The 13,542-nt window shown below is 68.3% G+C and carries 12 protein-coding genes; 3 read left to right on the forward strand and 9 right to left on the reverse strand.

The window, feature by feature from the left end; translation table 11 throughout:
- Window positions 1–2: 2 nt before the first annotated feature.
- The 5 genes from mreC to folC form a co-directional block, all read right to left on the reverse strand.
- The gene (gene mreC, locus AC07EJ_RS17630; protein ID WP_389477482.1) at window positions 3–947 is read right to left on the reverse strand and encodes a rod shape-determining protein MreC; all 945 of its coding nucleotides are present in this window, start codon (window positions 945–947) and stop codon (window positions 3–5) included.
- A gap of 145 nt (window positions 948–1,092) precedes the next feature.
- Window positions 1,093–2,112, reverse strand: a complete 1,020-nt coding sequence (locus AC07EJ_RS17635) for a rod shape-determining protein (protein WP_018531437.1) — start codon at window positions 2,110–2,112, stop codon at window positions 1,093–1,095.
- Window positions 2,113–2,427: 315 nt separating this feature from the next.
- Entirely contained in the window at window positions 2,428–2,841 is a 414-nt protein-coding gene (gene ndk / locus AC07EJ_RS17640) for a nucleoside-diphosphate kinase (RefSeq protein WP_362902515.1), read from the reverse strand.
- Between the two features lie 49 nt (window positions 2,842–2,890).
- Complete coding sequence (locus AC07EJ_RS17645; RefSeq protein ID WP_389477479.1) at window positions 2,891–3,244, reverse strand: DUF4233 domain-containing protein; 354 nt, start codon at window positions 3,242–3,244, stop codon at window positions 2,891–2,893.
- Between the two features lie 6 nt (window positions 3,245–3,250).
- Window positions 3,251–4,762 carry a bifunctional tetrahydrofolate synthase/dihydrofolate synthase gene (gene folC / locus AC07EJ_RS17650; RefSeq protein ID WP_389477477.1) on the reverse strand — a complete coding sequence of 504 codons (1,512 nt, stop codon included), beginning with the start codon at window positions 4,760–4,762 and terminating at the stop codon, window positions 3,251–3,253.
- Between the two features lie 133 nt (window positions 4,763–4,895).
- Between folC and AC07EJ_RS17655 the strand changes: the two genes are divergently transcribed.
- Together AC07EJ_RS17655 and AC07EJ_RS17660 are read left to right on the forward strand one after the other, a co-directional pair.
- On the forward strand, window positions 4,896–5,894 hold the full coding sequence (locus AC07EJ_RS17655; RefSeq protein ID WP_389477544.1) for a rod shape-determining protein: 999 nt from the start codon (window positions 4,896–4,898) through the stop codon (window positions 5,892–5,894).
- 116 nt (window positions 5,895–6,010) lie between these two features.
- Window positions 6,011–6,667: a hypothetical protein gene (locus AC07EJ_RS17660; protein WP_478884477.1), complete on the forward strand. Its 657-nt coding sequence runs from the start codon at window positions 6,011–6,013 to the stop codon at window positions 6,665–6,667.
- Between the two features lie 66 nt (window positions 6,668–6,733).
- Here AC07EJ_RS17660 and AC07EJ_RS17665 read toward each other — a convergent pair whose 3' ends face one another.
- Window positions 6,734–9,364, reverse strand: coding sequence for a valine--tRNA ligase (locus AC07EJ_RS17665; protein WP_389477473.1), 2,631 nt, complete (start codon window positions 9,362–9,364; stop codon window positions 6,734–6,736).
- A 185-nt stretch (window positions 9,365–9,549) separates the two neighbouring features.
- On the opposite strand from AC07EJ_RS17665, the gene AC07EJ_RS17670 reads away from it, so the two are divergent.
- Window positions 9,550–10,497: a hypothetical protein gene (locus AC07EJ_RS17670; RefSeq protein WP_393586536.1), complete on the forward strand. Its 948-nt coding sequence runs from the start codon at window positions 9,550–9,552 to the stop codon at window positions 10,495–10,497.
- 106 nt (window positions 10,498–10,603) lie between these two features.
- Here the strand turns inward: AC07EJ_RS17670 and clpX are convergent, their stop codons facing one another.
- The 3 genes from clpX to AC07EJ_RS17685 all read right to left on the reverse strand — a co-directional run bounded on the left by clpX (window position 10,604) and on the right by AC07EJ_RS17685 (window position 13,367).
- Window positions 10,604–11,890, reverse strand: coding sequence for an ATP-dependent Clp protease ATP-binding subunit ClpX (clpX, locus tag AC07EJ_RS17675; protein ID WP_389477468.1), 1,287 nt, complete (start codon window positions 11,888–11,890; stop codon window positions 10,604–10,606).
- 155 nt (window positions 11,891–12,045) lie between these two features.
- Window positions 12,046–12,705 carry an ATP-dependent Clp protease proteolytic subunit gene (locus tag AC07EJ_RS17680; RefSeq protein ID WP_100594205.1) on the reverse strand — a complete coding sequence of 220 codons (660 nt, stop codon included), beginning with the start codon at window positions 12,703–12,705 and terminating at the stop codon, window positions 12,046–12,048.
- Window positions 12,706–12,758: 53 nt separating this feature from the next.
- Entirely contained in the window at window positions 12,759–13,367 is a 609-nt protein-coding gene (locus AC07EJ_RS17685; protein ID WP_356278867.1) for an ATP-dependent Clp protease proteolytic subunit, read from the reverse strand.
- Window positions 13,368–13,542: the final 175 nt, after the last annotated feature.

The raw sequence follows: 13,542 nt of genomic DNA on the forward strand, positions 1-13,542 counted from the left end.
TCCTACTGCTGTGTGCCGTCGGCGGCCGTCGGGTCACCGGACGGCGTGGCCGTCACGGTCACGGTGGGCGTGGGCCTGGGCTTCGCCGGCTTGGGCGGCAGCACCTCGTCGCGCGGATCGGTGCGCGGGGCCTGTACGACCACGCCGACGACGTCGAGCTTGGTGAATCCGACGTACGGCTGCACATAGACCGTCCGGGTCAGGTCACCACCGGCCGGATCGACGCGCACCACTCGCCCGACGGGCACCCCGGGCACGAACGGCTTGTCGGCCTGGGACCCGAAGGTCACCAGACGGTCGCCCTTCTTGACCTTGGCCTTGCCGTTGAGGAGCTGTACGCGCAGCGGCCGGTCGCCCTGTCCGGAGGTGAAGCCGAGCTCGTCGGTCCGCTCCATGCGGGTGCCGACGGTGAAGTCGGGGTCGTTGGCGAGCAGGACGGTCGCGGTGTTCGGTCCGACGGTCGTGACGCGCCCCACGAGTCCGTCCCCGTTCAGAACGGTCATGTCGCGCTTGAGACCGTCGCCGGCGCCGGCGTCGATGGTGACGGTCCAGGAGAACCCCTGGGCTGCTCCTATGGCGATGACCTGGGCCCCCTTGATGCCGTACTGGCCTGCGCCGGCGGTCTTCAGCATGGAGTCGAGCTGGCGGATCTTGCTGCGGTTGCGGTCGTCGCTGCCGAGCCTCACCTTCAAGGCGGCGTTCTCGCGCTCCAGTTCGCTGACGCGGCTGTGCCGCCCACCGGAGTCCTTGACGGCAGCTATGGCGTTGCCGATCGGGTCGACTGCGCTGGAGACGCCGTTCTCCACGGGGCCGAAGACCGTGGCGGCGGCCCGGCGGGCACCGTCGACCGGCGAGTCCTCCCCACCGCGGATGTCCACCGTGATCAGTGCGAACGCGATGGCGATCAGCAGCACCAGGAGCAGCCGGCTCTCTCGTGTGTCCCTCACGTGCGGCGGCCGTGCCTTCCTCAATCGGATTCTGCGGAAACCCTGAGGTTCTGCAGGTTATGGGGAATTCTTACGCCTTGCCTATATATCAACGATCCGCCGTACGAAGTGGCAGGCACTCGTACGGCGGACGTTTCGCGTCAGGTCATCTGCGCGGCGATGCGTCCAGCACCTGCTGGAGCGCCTCGAACTCCTCGACGCACTTGCCGGAGCCGAGCGCCACGCTGTCGAGGGGGTCCTCGGCGATGTGGATCGGCATGCCCGTCTCACGGCGCAACCGCTCGTCGAGGCCGCGCAGCAGGGCGCCGCCGCCGGTGAGGACGATGCCCCGGTCCATGACGTCGCCGGACAGCTCGGGCGGGCACTTGTCCAGTGTCGTCTTGACGGCGTCGACGATCGCGTTGACCGGTTCCTCGATCGCCTTGCGCACCTCGGCGGCCGAGATGACGACGGTCTTCGGGAGTCCGGACACGAGGTCGCGCCCGCGGATTTCGGTGTGTTCGTCGGAGTCGAGGTCGTACGCGGAGCCAATCGTGATCTTGATCTGCTCGGCAGTCCGCTCACCGAGGAGGAGCGAATACTCCTTCTTGATGTGCTGGATGATCGCGTTGTCCAGCTCGTCCCCGGCGACCCGGATGGACTGTGCTGTGACGATTCCGCCGAGCGAGATCACCGCGACCTCGGTGGTGCCGCCGCCGATGTCGACCACCATGTTCCCCGTGGCCTCGTGGACCGGGAGGCCGGAACCGATGGCCGCGGCCATGGGCTCCTCGATGATGTGCACCTGGCGGGCACCGGCCTGCGAGGAAGCCTCGATGACCGCGCGGCGCTCGACTCCGGTGATGCCGGAGGGCACACACACCACAACACGGGGACGAGCGAGGTAGCGCCGCTTGTGGATCTTCAGAATGAAGTAGCGGAGCATGCGCTCGGTGATCTCGAAGTCGGCGATCACGCCGTCCTTCAGCGGTCGCACGGCGACGATGTTGCCCGGAGTGCGGCCGATCATCTTCTTGGCTTCGGCACCGACGGCGAGGATGCCGCCGGTGTTGGTGTTGATCGCGACGACGGACGGCTCGTTGAGTACGATCCCGCGACCCCTGACGTACACCAGCGTGTTGGCGGTCCCGAGGTCGACAGCCATGTCACGGCCGATGAACGACATTGAGTTCCCCATCAGGATTCGTCTGGCCTTCCCAAGTGGAGCGTTTGATGGCTTGTTAGGTAGGCGAGGTGGGTGCGAGTGGCGTGGAGGCTTACATCGTAGTCTCGCCTGCACGAACACGGCGCGAGGGTCTTCGCCATTGTCAGCAGATGAATCCCCGCTCCGCTATTGGGGACGTGCCGACGGAGTGTCGCGTTCCCCCGATGGGGGCGCATATGCCAAAAGGCGGCCGAATTTCTCCGGCCGCCCCTGTTCAGCAGCGCTCCGCCACTGACGCGGCGTCAGAAAAAGAACTTTCCGGTCTCACGGACCGGACTACACCTGTCCAGGGAAGAAGATCTTCAGCTCCCGCTCGGCCGACTCCTCCGAGTCCGAGGCGTGGATCAGGTTCTCGCGCACGATGGTGCCGAAGTCGCCGCGGATGGACCCGGGAGCGGCGGCGATCGGGTCGGTCGGGCCGGCCAGCTGACGCACACCCTCGATGACCCGCTCGCCCTCGACGACGAGAGCCACGACGGGCCCGGACGCCATGAAGGCGACCAGCGGCTCGTAGAAGGGCTTGCCCTTGTGCTCGCCGTAGTGCTGCTCCAGCGTGTCCTGGTCCAGGTTCCGCAGCTCCAGCGCACTGATCGTCCAGCCGGCCTTGCGCTCGATCCGGCCGATGATCTCGCCGACGAGCCCGCGGCGGACGGCGTCGGGCTTGAGAAGGACAAGGGTGCGCTGAGTCATGGTGCGGCTCCAAAATCTTCGTGGGATGCCCGCACGATACCGGGCACGGCTACGCGGTGTTACCTCCGGCCTCGGCCTGGGCGGCCCACCGGGCCTTGGCCTCGTCGATCTTGCGCCCGAAGTGGACGGAGGCCCACCAGAGCCCGGCGAAGCAGAGCCCCAGGATGAACATCATCGGCACGACGAACCCGCTGGCGACGAGCGCCGCCTGAAGCACCCACCCCGCCTCGACGCCGCCGCGCCGCCCGAGCATCCCGCACAGCAGCACGGACAGCAGCATGGCGACACCGCACACGCCCCACACGACCCCGGCCGACAGATCGGGGTCCTTCATGGCGACGAGCCCGGCGAAGCCGATGATGAAGAACTCGCCGATCAGGGTCGACGAACACAGCATGCGCACAGCGGATCAGCCCTTCCCCAACAGCAGCCGGGCCTCGCCGACCGTGATCACGGACCCGGTGACGAGCACACCGCCGCCGGAGAACTCGCCCTCTTCCTCGGCCAGCGTGATGGCGGCCTCGAGAGCGTCGTCGAGGCGGGGCTCGACCTGCACACGCTCGTCCCCGAAGACCTCGACCGCGATGGCGGCCAGCTCGTCGGCGTCCATGGCGCGGTGGCTGGAGTTCTGGGTGACGACGACCTCGGCGAAGATCGGCTCGAAGGCCTCGAGCACCCCGCGCACGTTCTTGTCGCCGCTCGCCCCCACGACGCCCACCAGCCGGCTGAAGTCGAAGACCTCACTGATGGCCTCGGCGGTGACGCGGGCGCCGGCGGGGTTGTGCGCGGCGTCGAGCACCACGGTGGGCGAACGCCGCACGACCTCCAGCCGACCGGGGGACGTGGCACCGGCGAAGGCCTTGCGGACGGTGTCGATGTCGAGCAGCCGGGACTGCTCGGCCCCGATCCCGAAGAAGGCTTCCACGGCGGCCAGTGCGACAGCCGCGTTGTGCGCCTGGTGGGCACCGTGCAGCGGAAGGAAGATCCCGTCGTACTCCCCGCCGAGCCCGCGCAGGGTCAACAGCTGCCCGCCCACGGCGACCTGCCGGGAGACGACACCGAACTCGAGCCCTTCGCGGGCCACCGTCGCGTCCACCTCGACGGCCTTCTTCAGGAGCACCTGAGCGGCGTCGACCGGCTGCTGCGCCATGATCACCGTGGCGCCCTGCTTGATGATCCCGGCCTTCTCCTGGGCGATCTCACCAGGGGTGGAGCCCAGCCGGTCCGTGTGATCGAGATCGATGGGCGTCACCACGGCCACCGAAGCGTCGATCACATTGGTGGCGTCCCAGCTGCCTCCCATTCCGACCTCGACGACGGCGGCATCCACCGGAGCATCGGCGAAGGCGGCGTACGCCATCCCCGTGAGCACCTCGAAAAAGGAAAGCCGGAATTCCTCTTTCTGGTCGACCATCTCCACATACGGGGCAATGTCCCGATAGGTCTCGATGAACCGCTCGTAGTCGATCGGCGCGCCGTCGAGACTGATGCGCTCGGTGATCGACTGAACGTGCGGCGATGTATAACGCCCCGTACGCAACTCGAATGCGCCGAGAAGGGCCTCGATCATGCGGGCCGTGGACGTCTTGCCGTTCGTCCCCGTGATGTGGATCGAGGGATAGGCGCGCTGCGGCTCACCGAGCACGTCCATCAGAGCCGCGATACGCGAGACGGACGGCTCCAGCTTGGTCTCGCCCCACCGCCCCGCGAGCTCGGTCTCGACCTCTCGCAGGGCCTCGGCGACCTCGGGGTCCTGCGGCCGGGCGGGCACGCCGTCCCCCTGCGGAACACCCCCCTGCGTCCGGAGGGTACGGCTGCCGGCCTCGATCAGTGCCAGATCGGGGTCACGCTCGGTCTCGGCGTCCACGATGTCGTCGAAGCCGTCGGATTCGCCGCTGTCGCGCGGGGGGAGCTCACTCACACGAGCCAGTCTACGGAGAACCACCGACAGACCCCGGTCCGCACCCCACCCGACAGGTCAGGGACTTTCGGCCCGCCCGTTTCAGGACCTTGGTCCATCCGGACCACAGCATCACCCTGCAAACTTGGCGATCATGGACATAGGGATCGATCTCGGCACCGCCAACACTCTTCTCTACGTACGCGGCAAGGGGATCGTGCTCAATGAGCCATCAGTAGTAGCGGTGAAACAGAACAAGACGACCGTCGCCGTAGGCGCGGAAGCCAAGGAGACGATCGGCCGGACCCCCGGCTCCATCACCGCGATCCGCCCGCTGCGCGACGGCGTGATCAGCGACTACGAGGCGGCGGAGGAGATGCTCCGCCACTTCGTGCGCAAGGCCGTCCCGGGCCGCCGCCCCAGGACCCGCATGGTCATCTGCGTGCCCGGCGGGGTCACGCCGGTGGAGCGCCGGGCGATCGTCCACGCGGCACAACGAGTCGGAGCCCGAGCCGTCCACGTCATCGAAGAGCCCATGGCCGCTGCGATCGGCGCGGGCCTCCCGGTGGCCGAGGCGCGCGGCTCCATGGTGGTGGACATCGGCGGCGGCACCACGGAGGTGGCGGTGATCTCGCTGGGCGGCATAGTCACCGCACAGTCCCTGCGCGTCGGGGGCGACCGCATGGACGAGGTGATCACGGACCACGTGCGCAGGGAACACGGCCTGCTGATCGGCGAACGCACCGCGGAGGCCGTCAAACTGGCCATAGGCTCCGCGGCCCCCGCCGAAGAACTCTCCGAAACGGGCACCTTCACGGTACGGGGCCGCCAGAGACTCGCAGGCCTCCCCCACACCGCCACCCTCACCACGCGGGAGATCCGGGAAGCCCTCAACTCCCCCGTCGAGGCGATCATTTCGGCGCTCAGGGCAACCCTCGAGGAGTGCCCGCCGGAGCTCTCCGGTGATGTCATGGAGCACGGCATAGTGCTGACGGGCGGCGGCGCGCTGCTCCCCGGCCTGGACGTACGCATGTCGGAGGCGACCGGCATCCCGGTCTTCGCGGCAGAGGCCCCCCTGGACAGCGTGGCGCTGGGCTGCGGCAAGTGCGTGGAGGACTTCGACTCGCTCCAGCGCCTGCTGAAAGCGGCGTAAGTGGCCTGAACGGAAGGGTGGGTGGGGGCCGGAAAGGCTGACCCGAACCGGGGACGCAGGCAGACCTCCCGGCGCGGTGCGCCCCCACCCCCGTACGGAGAAGGTCCAATCGGACCATGTGGTACGCACACAACCCCGGCCGCCGCGCCTGCCAACTCCTGGGCGACGGCGCCGCCCTGCTGTGGACGGCGCTGTGGGCAGCGGCGGCGCTGGCCGCGCACCGGCTCGTGCAGCCGTCCTCCCCGCCGGCCGCGCACCGCCCCCGAATCCCGCTCCTGGGCAGCTCGGTGGACGGAGCGCTGCGGGGCGTGGCCCACGCGGGCAACAGGATCGTGAGCGCGGCACCGGCCCCGCAGGAACCCGCGGCCGCACAGGCCCTGGCGGTCCTGGGTGCGATGGCGCTCTTCGTGATCCCGGTGGGCCTGATGCTCACGGTCTGGCTGCCCCGCCGCATCCGGTGGACGCGCCAGGCGGCGGCAGCGCAGGACCTGGCGGCGACGGAGGACGGCCGCGAACTACTGGCGCTGAGGGCGCTGTTGCGCCCCTTGGACGAACTGGCGGCGACGGCGGCACTGCTCCCCGCCCAGCCCGACGGAACCCCGGACCCGGACCCGGACCAGGACCAGGACCAGGAACTTGAGCTGGACCCGGACCTGGACGTACCCCCCGAGACCGGCCCGGGTTCCCTCGCGAAGGGCTGGCGAGAGGCGGACCCGGTGGTGCTGGACGCGTTGGCGGACGCGGAGCTGCAACGCCTTGGGCTGCGCGCGTAGAAGCCCCGAGAGGACCGCGAAGGCCCCCCGGAACCCACAGGATTCCGGGGGGCCTTCACCACGAACTCAGCCCTGAGGCAGCCGCTCCAGCTGCTGCTGGATCCGGGCGATGTCCTCGTCCGCCTTGGCGAGCCGCCCGCGGATCTTGTCGACGACGGCGTCCGGCGCCTTCGCGAGGAACCCCTCGTTGCCGAGCTTGCCCGTGGCCTGGGCCTTCTCCTTCTCGGCTGCGGCCAGATCCTTGGCGAGCCGCTTCCGCTCGGCCGCCACATCGATCGTGCCGGACAGGTCGAGCGCGACCTGCGCACCGGCGACCGGCAGCGTCGCGGTGGCCGAGAACGCGTCGCCCTCGGGCTGCAGCCGCAGAAGCTGCCGGATGGCGGCCTCGTGCGGGGCGAGCGCGGTCCCGTCGAGGTCGAGCCGGGCCGGCACGCGCTGACCGGGCTGCAGGCCCTGGTCGGCACGGAAGCGCCGGACCTCGGTGATGACCTGCTGGAGCGTCTCGATCTCGCTCTCGGCGGCGGCGTCACGGAAGCCGCTGTCCTTGGGCCACTCGGCGATCACGAGCGTCTCGCCACCGGTCAGCGTCGTCCAGAGCGTCTCGGTGACGAACGGGACGATCGGGTGCAGCAGACGCAGCGTCACGTCGAGGACCTCGCCGAGCACGCGGCCGGAGACCTTCGCCTGCTCGCCGCCCTCGAAGAACGTCGTCTTCGACAGCTCGACGTACCAGTCGAAGACCTCGTCCCACGCGAAGTGGTAGAGGGCGTCGGAGAGCTTGGCGAACTGGAAGTCGTCGTAGAAGGCGTCGACTTCGGCGACGGTCTTGTTGAGGCGGGACAGGATCCAGCGGTCCGTCGCCGTCATCGCCTCGGGCGCCGGCAGCGGTCCCTCGACGGTCGCGCCGTTCATCAGCGCGAAGCGCGTCGCGTTCCAGATCTTGTTGGCGAAGTTACGGGAGGCCTTGACCCAGTCCTCGCCGATCGGCACGTCGGCACCCGGGTTGGCGCCGGTGGCCAGGGTGAAGCGAACGGCGTCGGAGCCGTACGCGTCCATCCAGTCGATCGGGTCCACGGCGTTCGGGTTCGACTTCGACATCTTCTTGCCGAACTCGTCGCGGACCAGGCCGGTGAGGGCGACGGTCTTGAACGGGACCTGGTCCTCCATGGCGTACAGGCCGAACATCATCATCCGGACGACCCAGAAGAAGATGATGTCGTGGCCGGTCAGCAGGACGTCGGTCGAATAGAACTTCTCCAGGTCCGGGGTCTTCTCCGGCCAGCCGAGCGTGGAGAACGGCCACAGGCCGGACGAGAACCAGGTGTCGAGGACGTCCTCGTCCTGGGTCCAGCCCTCGGCCTCCGTGCCGGGGACCTGGTCGTCGGGGCCGACGCACACGACTTCGCCGTTCGGCCCGTACCAGACGGGGATCCGGTGGCCCCACCACAACTGGCGTGAGATGCACCAGTCGTTGAGGTTGTCGACCCAGTCGAAGTACCGCTTCTCCATGTCCTTCGGGTGGAGCGCGACGCGCCCGTCGCGGACCGCGTCACCAGCGGCCTGGGCGAGGGTGTCGACCTTGACCCACCACTGGAGCGACAGGCGCGGCTCGACGGTGGTCTTGCAGCGCGAGCAGTGGCCCACGGAGTGGACGTACGGGCGCTTCTCGGCGACGACGCGGCCCTGTTCGCGCAGGGCGGCGACGATCGCGGAACGGGCCTCGAAGCGGTCGAGGCCCTGGAAGGGGCCGTGCACGGTGATGACACCGCGCTCGTCCATGATCGTCATGGACTCCAGGTCGTGGCGCTGGCCGATCGCGAAGTCGTTCGGGTCGTGGGCGGGCGTCACCTTGACGGCGCCGGTGCCGAACTCGGGGTCGACGTGCGTGTCGGCGACGACCGGGATGGTCCGGTCGGTGAGCGGCAGCTTGATGCGCTTGCCGATCAGGTGCGCGTACCGCTCGTCGTCGGGGTGCACGGCGACTGCGGTGTCACCGAGCATGGTCTCGACGCGGGTCGTGGCGACGACCACGGTCTCGTCGCCCTCGCCGTACTTGAGCGAGACGAGCTCGCCGTCGTCGTCCTGGTAGTCGACCTCGATGTCCGAGATCGCCGTCAGACAGCGCGGGCACCAGTTGATGATGCGCTCGGCGCGGTAGATGAGCCCGTCGTCGTACAGGTTCTTGAAGATGGTCTGGACGGCCTTCGACAGGCCCTCGTCCATCGTGAAGCGCTCACGCGACCAGTCGAGGCCCGCGCCGAGGCGGCGCAGCTGGCCGAGGATGCGGCCGCCGTACTCGTCCTTCCACTGCCACACGCGGTCGGTGAACGCCTCACGGCCGAGGTCCTGGCGGGACTTGCCCTCCTCGGCGAGCTGCTGCTCGACCTTGTTCTGGGTCGCGATGCCCGCGTGGTCCATGCCGGGCAGCCACAGCGTCTCGTAGCCCTGCATGCGCTTGCGGCGCGTGAGGGCGTCCATGAGCGTGACCTGGAAGGCGTGGCCCAGGTGGAGCGCACCCGTGACGTTCGGCGGGGGGATGACGATCGTGTACGGCTCCTTCTCGCTGTTCGCGTCAGCGGTGAAGTAACCCCGGTCCACCCAGCGCTCGTACAGCGCCCCCTCTACCTCGGCCGGCGCGTACTGGGTCGGCAGTTCGGTGGTGGGCGCTGGATTCTGCTGCTGAGTGTTCTCGGTCACGGGCCCAGTTTAGAGGCGCGGGAGGGGTGCCCCGAAACCGGATTCCCGTGCGACGGCGGTGCCGGCCCCGCCCACTGGAACAACCTTTCAACAACATGGCACCGATCCGCCCCCGGGTTCCCCACACACGGCCACCTTCCGCCAGGATGTTCGGAACGCGTAAGCATCGGGAGGGAACCCCAGAAATGAGTTACAACCAGCCGGGCCCGTACGGCGGGCAGCAGCCTCAGCAGCCCGGACCCTACGGCCAGCCGCAGCCGGGCCCCTACGGGCAGCAGCCCCCGGCCGCGCCCCAGCCCGGCTACGGGTACCCGCAGCAGGCCCCGCAGGGCGTGCCGCCGCAGCAGCCCCAGTACGGCCAGCCGGGCGGCTACAGCCAGCCCCAGCAGCCGGGCCCCTACGGGCAGCAGCCCCAGGCCCCCTACGGCCAGGTCCCGCCGCCCCCCGGTCCGCCCCAGGGCGGCAAGAAGAAGACGGGCCTGATCATCGGCGCGGTGGCCGTGGTCGCGGCGATCGGCGTGGCCGCGTACTTCGTGTTCGGCGGTGGCGGCTCCTCCGTCGCGGACGACGGCCCCCACAAGCTGACGACGCCGGCGACGGTGCTCGGTGAGTACAAGAAGTCGGCGAGCAGCGAAGACTCCAGCGACGAGGACGTCAAGGACGCCGAGAAGAACGGCGTCAAGAACGCCCAGGGCGTCGGCGCGGACTACGAGGCCGGCGACGCCAAGACGAACCCGCTCGCGGCCAAGTACCTGAAGTTCATGGGCGTGTACGGCGAGATCTCCGACCCGGAGAAGGTCGTCGACGGGATGTTCGCCCAGATGAAGAAGAAGTCTTCGGCGGACAACTCCGACACCGGTCAGCTGGTCGGCGACCCGCAGACCTTCGACTCCGACGGCGCAGTGATGAAGTGCCAGGAGACCAAGATCAAGAACGACGCACCCAGCAGCGGCGAGACTCCCTCCGGTCCCAAGGAGATGTCGATTCCGGTCTGCATCTGGGGTGACCACAGCACGCTCGGCGTCGTCATGCCGATCGAGCTGGCGGCGGCCATGTCGGGCAAGAGCGCGGATCTGCAGAGCGCCGCCGACACGGCGACCAAGCTCCGCGGCGAGGTCCGCGTCAAGTCCTGACCTCGCACCGCACCTGAGACACAGCACCTAGGCACAGCACCTGAGAACCGCATGAAAGAAGGGCCCCGGTCACCGACCGGGGCCCTTCCCATGTCTCGCGTATGCGCTACGCCGACTTCTGCTCGCCGCTGCCCGAGCCGCGGACGTCCCGCGGGATCAGCGTCGGGTTCACGTTCGAGAGGACGGCCTCTGCCGTGATGACGACCCGGGCCACGTCCTTGCGGGAGGGGACCTCGTACATCACGGACTGGAGGACTTCCTCCATGATCGCGCGCAGGCCGCGCGCGCCGGTGCGGCGCAGGATGGCCTGGTCGGCGATGGCCTCCAGGGCCTCGCGCTCGAAGTCCAGCTCCACGCCGTCGAGTTCGAAGAGGCGCTGGTACTGCTTCACGAGGGCGTTGCGCGGCTCCAGGAGGATCTGGAGGAGCGCCTCGCGGTCCAGGTTGTGGACCGAGGTGATGACGGGGAGACGGCCGATGAACTCGGGGATCATCCCGAACTTCACCAGGTCCTCCGGCATGACCTCCTGGAACTGGTCCTTCTCCTCCAGCTCGCGCTTGGAGTGGATCGTCGCGCCGAAGCCGATGCCCTTGGCACCCGCCCGCGACTCGATGATCTTCTCCAGGCCGGCGAACGCGCCGCCCACGATGAACAGAACGTTCGTCGTGTCGATCTGGATGAACTCCTGATGGGGGTGCTTGCGGCCGCCCTGGGGCGGGACGGAAGCCGTGGTCCCTTCGAGGATCTTGAGCAGGGCCTGCTGGACGCCCTCACCGGACACATCGCGCGTGATCGACGGGTTCTCGCTCTTGCGGGCGACCTTGTCGATCTCGTCGATGTAGATGATCCCGGTCTCGGCCTTCTTGACGTCGTAGTCGGCCGCCTGGATCAGCTTCAGGAGGATGTTCTCGACGTCCTCGCCCACATAGCCGGCCTCCGTGAGCGCCGTCGCGTCGGCGATGGCGAACGGAACGTTCAGCATGCGGGCCAGGGTCTGGGCCAGGAGGGTCTTGCCCGAGCCCGTGGGGCCCAGGAGCAGGATGTTGGACTTCGACAGCTCGATCGCGTCGTCGCGTCCCTGGGCTCCGCCGTTCTCACCGGCCTGGACCCGCTTGTAATGGTTGTACACAGCGACCGAGAGGGCTTTCTTCGCGGCCTCCTGGCCGACGACATAGCCCTCGAGGAACTCGTAGATCTCGCGAGGCTTGGGAAGTTCTTCCCAGCGGACCTCGCTCGTCTCCGCGAGCTCTTCCTCGATGATCTCGTTGCAGAGGTCGATGCACTCGTCGCAGATGTACACACCGGGGCCTGCGATGAGCTTCTTGACCTGCTTCTGGCTCTTTCCGCAGAACGAGCACTTGAGCAGATCGCCGCCGTCACCGATGCGTGCCACGAGGTGCTTCCCCTTCGCCTGGGAGACGCTCGCGTAAGCGACTCCTGGTGCCTGTATCCGACGGTACCTTGCCGGGCCCCCCATTCGGGCCCCCCTTGGCACGGTTCACTTTGACGTGAACCGTGCCAAGGAGCGGCAGACGATACAGCGGTACGTCACGCGATAGCGTCGCTGTTCATCTTCCGGGTGGAGATGATCTGGTCGATCAGGCCGTACGCCAGGGCGTCCTCGGCCGTAAGGATCTTGTCGCGCTCGATGTCGTCGCGGATCTTCTCGATCGGCGTCGTGGAGTGCTTGGCCAGCATCTCCTCGAGCTGCTCACGCATCCGGAGGATCTCGTTGGCGGCGATCTCCAGGTCGGAGAGCTGCTCACGGCCCGTGCCACCGGAGGGCTGGTGGATCAGGACGCGGGCGTTCGGCAGCGCCATGCGCTTGCCCGGCGTACCGGCGGCGAGGAGCACGGCGGCCGCGGAGGACGCCTGGCCCATGCAGACCGTCTGGATGTCCGGCTTCACGAACTGCATCGTGTCGTAGATGGCCGTGAGGGCCGTGAACGAGCCGCCGGGGCTGTTGATGTAGATGGAGATGTCACGGTCCGGGTCCATCGACTCCAGGCACAGGAGCTGCGCCATGACGTCGTTGGCGGACGCGTCGTCGATCTGCACGCCGAGGAAGATCACGCGCTCCTCGAAGAGCTTCGCGTACGGGTCGTACTCACGCACGCCCTGCGAGGTGCGCTCGACGAAGCGCGGGATGACGTAGCGGTTGTCGACCTGCGGGCCGGTGTACAGACCGCTGCCGGGGATGTTGTTCATGGTCGGTGTTCCGTCCTGGTGAGGTGGGCTGGGTTGACCGCGTAACCGGGGTTTCAGGCCCCGGTGCCGCCGCCGCCCGGAACACCCGTAGCGGCACTGATGATCTCGTCGATGAGGCCGTACGCCTTGGCCTCTTCGGCGGTGTACCAGCGGTCGCGGTCACCGTCACGGATGATCGTCTCGACGGTCTGCCCGGAGTGCCGGGCCGTGATCTCCGCCATGCGCTTCTTCGTACGCAGCAGGTACTCGGCCTGGATCTTGACGTCCGAAGCCGTACCGCCGATGCCGGCGGAACCCTGGTGCATCAGGATGTCCGTGTTCGGAAGCGCGAAGCGCTTGCCCGGGGTGCCGCCGGTCAGCAGGAACTGGCCCATAGAGGCGGCCATGCCCATGCCGATGGTGACGACGTCGTTCTGGATGTACTGCATGGTGTCGTAGACCGCCATGCCGGCCGTCACAGAACCGCCGGGGCTGTTGATGTAGAGGTAGATGTCCTTGTCCTGGTCGGCAGCGGCCAGGAGGAGCATCTGGGCAGTGATCTTGTTGGCGATCTCGTCGTCGACCTGCTGGCCCAGGAAGATGATGCGGTCGTTGAGCAGTCGGCTGTAGACCTGGTCGCCGAGGCCACCACCGAGGGACGGCTCACCGGCGGCGGAAGGCATCAGATTCGTCACGTATCCACCTGCTCGTCTCTGACGGCAACGCGCCGTCTCGCGTCTTATCCGGAGGGCCGGGGAGCCGCACCTGCGCACCGCCGTTCGGCGGCGGCACGGGGACTCATCTGCCCTCGTATTCATGGACCCTAACGCGCGGGTCCCTTCGGTGAATCCCGCAAGG

The sequence above is a fragment of the Streptomyces sp. NPDC045026 genome (assembly GCF_056432625.1).

Coding starts and splice junctions, on each gene's coding strand:
- AC07EJ_RS17660 (WP_478884477.1), top strand. CDS start 6,011: ATGTGGTACGCACACAACCCCGGCCGCCGCGCCTGCCAACTCCTGGGC.
- AC07EJ_RS17680 (WP_100594205.1), bottom strand. CDS start 12,705: ATGAACAACATCCCCGGCAGCGGTCTGTACACCGGCCCGCAGGTCGAC.
- ndk (WP_362902515.1), bottom strand. CDS start 2,841: ATGACTCAGCGCACCCTTGTCCTTCTCAAGCCCGACGCCGTCCGCCGC.
- AC07EJ_RS17655 (WP_389477544.1), top strand. CDS start 4,896: ATGGACATAGGGATCGATCTCGGCACCGCCAACACTCTTCTCTACGTA.
- AC07EJ_RS17685 (WP_356278867.1), bottom strand. CDS start 13,367: ATGCCTTCCGCCGCCGGTGAGCCGTCCCTCGGTGGTGGCCTCGGCGAC.
- AC07EJ_RS17635 (WP_018531437.1), bottom strand. CDS start 2,112: ATGTCGTTCATCGGCCGTGACATGGCTGTCGACCTCGGGACCGCCAAC.
- AC07EJ_RS17670 (WP_393586536.1), top strand. CDS start 9,550: ATGAGTTACAACCAGCCGGGCCCGTACGGCGGGCAGCAGCCTCAGCAG.